This window comes from Nitrospirota bacterium (assembly GCA_040752355.1).
Taxonomy (GTDB): Bacteria; Nitrospirota; Thermodesulfovibrionia; order Thermodesulfovibrionales; family Dissulfurispiraceae; genus JBFMCP01.
This window is the reverse complement of sequence record JBFMHE010000044.1, coordinates 1-2,171: the sequence shown is the minus strand read 5'-3', so window position 1 is coordinate 2,171 and position 2,171 is coordinate 1. Positions and strand designations below refer to the sequence as shown.

At 56.1% G+C, this 2,171-nt stretch carries 2 protein-coding genes; both read right to left on the bottom strand.

What is annotated here, in order from left to right:
- Positions 1 to 1,513 (bottom strand): HAMP domain-containing protein (locus AB1805_17155; protein ID MEW5747159.1); only part of this gene is annotated, 1,513 nt, incomplete at its 3' end.
- Between the two features lie 194 nt (positions 1,514 to 1,707).
- Positions 1,708 to 2,171 (bottom strand): chemotaxis protein CheW (locus tag AB1805_17150; GenBank protein MEW5747158.1); only part of this gene is annotated, 464 nt, incomplete at its 5' end.

The window sequence follows — 2,171 nt, the reverse complement described above, 5'->3', positions numbered from 1 at the left end:
CGATGATCGAGATCTTCGAGGCTATGTCCCTCATGGCAGTGACCGCCTCGGAGACCGCCGTGCCGCTGTCCTGGGCATCCTTGGCTGACTTCTGGGCGATCTTTTCGGTCTGCTGGGCATTGTCCGCGTTCTGCCGGATATTGGAGGACATCTCTTCCATCGAGGAGGAGGCCTCTTCGGCTGCCGCGGCCTGCTCGGTGGCGCCCTGCGACATCTGCTCCGCGCTCGCACTCAGCTCCTGGCTGCCCGAAGCCACATTGTCGGCTGCGGCTTTTACATCGGCGACTACCTCAGTGAGCTTCGCCACCATCGAGGCGAGGGCCTGCATCAGTTCATCCTGGGATGAACGCTCCTTTACGGTCACCTTGAGATTTCCCTCGGCTATTTCCTTTGCAAGTTCGGTCACTTCGCTCGTCGCATCGATCAGGGCATTGAGATTATTCTTGATCTCGTTGAAATCACCTTTGTACTCATCCGTAATCCTGGCGGGTATGTCCCCCTTGCTGATTCGGTCAACATAGTCCGCAGTCACACGAACGGGCTTGACAAAGGCATCAATGAGCTCGTTTGTCGTTTCCACTAGTCTGCGCCAGCCCCCCGTAAAAGCGTCGGCGTTGCCTCGGGCAGCAAGCTTTCCGTCTTTGGCGGATTGAATGAGGCCGGCAGTCTCCTGCAGCACATTTTTTATCGTCGCCTGCATACCGTGAAAGGCCTCGGCCATCTTTCCGATTTCATCATTCTGATGGAGATGTATCTCCTTGTCCAGGTCTCCATCCGCTATGCTCCTGGTGGCCTCCATAATCTTATTGACGGGGCCGGTGATGCTTTTGGTTACGAAGATGCCGATAACGCTCCCGAAGATGAGGGCTAGAATGCCGATCGCCAGTATCGTCTTCAAGGCTGCCGCCTGATCATGCTCTGCCTGTTTGGCCGACTCCTCGGTGGACTTCTCTATCTGTTTTACAAATTGCTCCAGCTCATGGTTAAGCTGGTCTGCCTCCTTCTCGACCTTTGCTGACAGCAGCAGCGCATCGCGAAGTCTTCCCCTATCAATCAGCTCGAAAGCCTCTAATGCACCATGCTCAAAATCTGCATGCTCCTTAGCGATAACTTTTAAACGCTCCGCAACTTCCTTCATCTTTTTCTGGACCGCCGTGCCGCCTCCTGCAGCCAGGGCTTCCCCGGTAAACGTTGTCGCTTTGTTCACAGCCTCGTCAGCGGTCTTAACAAGTTTTTTGAACTCCTCTTCTGCGGCTCTCAGCGAGGCCTTTTCATCCGCTACGCCGAATCGGAGCGCCTTTTCGAAGAGAATGGTCTGTTGCAGCTGAAGCATTTCGACTTCGGTTATAAATCCGGTTAAGGGGATATCCCTTTCCGCCATCGATCGTATCTCGTCCCCGATACCCTTTATCTTGAGGATGCTGACCCCCGCGACTATCGCCATGAAGAAAAGCAAAAACGAGACCATGCCGAGTATCTTGATACCGATTCTGATGTTCCTGATTGCGACCATCTGTTGCCCTCCTTTTTGGTGCTGCTTTTCTCCAGCGAGGCATTGTGAAGCGCTAAGAGACCGCCTGTTGGGGCCGTGCCTGCAAAGGCACTTCCGCTCGTCACCAACGAAATCAGTCCGACGGCAGGCCCCCGATCATCGGGCTTTCAGCATGGCCTCCGTTGTACCCGTCCTGTCCTCGCACCAGTGTTGCCTCATACGGAACGCATCTCTTCTTTTTCGACCGTCTGAATGAGCTTCGGGATGTCCAGGATCAAGGCCACCGTTCCATCCCCGAGTATTGTTGCGCCCGAGACGCCCTCTGTATTCTTGTAGAATCTCCCCAGCGACTTGATGACGGTCTGGTGCTCGCCGATGACGGTGTCTACCACGAAGCCGGTCCGCGCTCCTTCGTGCTCGACGATGGCGATCTGCTCGATAGCAGGGGGCTCGCCCTCGATGCCGAACCGCTGTCTCAGGCGTATGTAGGGCACGATCTGGCCCCGCACCTTTGCGAGGTCCCTGCCGTGGGCATTCTCTCTATCCTCGCGGGTCAGCTCGATGCACTCCTCGACTGCGGAGAGCGGGAGAACGAAGTGGTCGCCGCCGATCTTCACCAGCAGTCCCTCTATGATCGCGAGCGTGAGCGGCAGCTTGAGGGTTATCGTTGAGCCCCTGC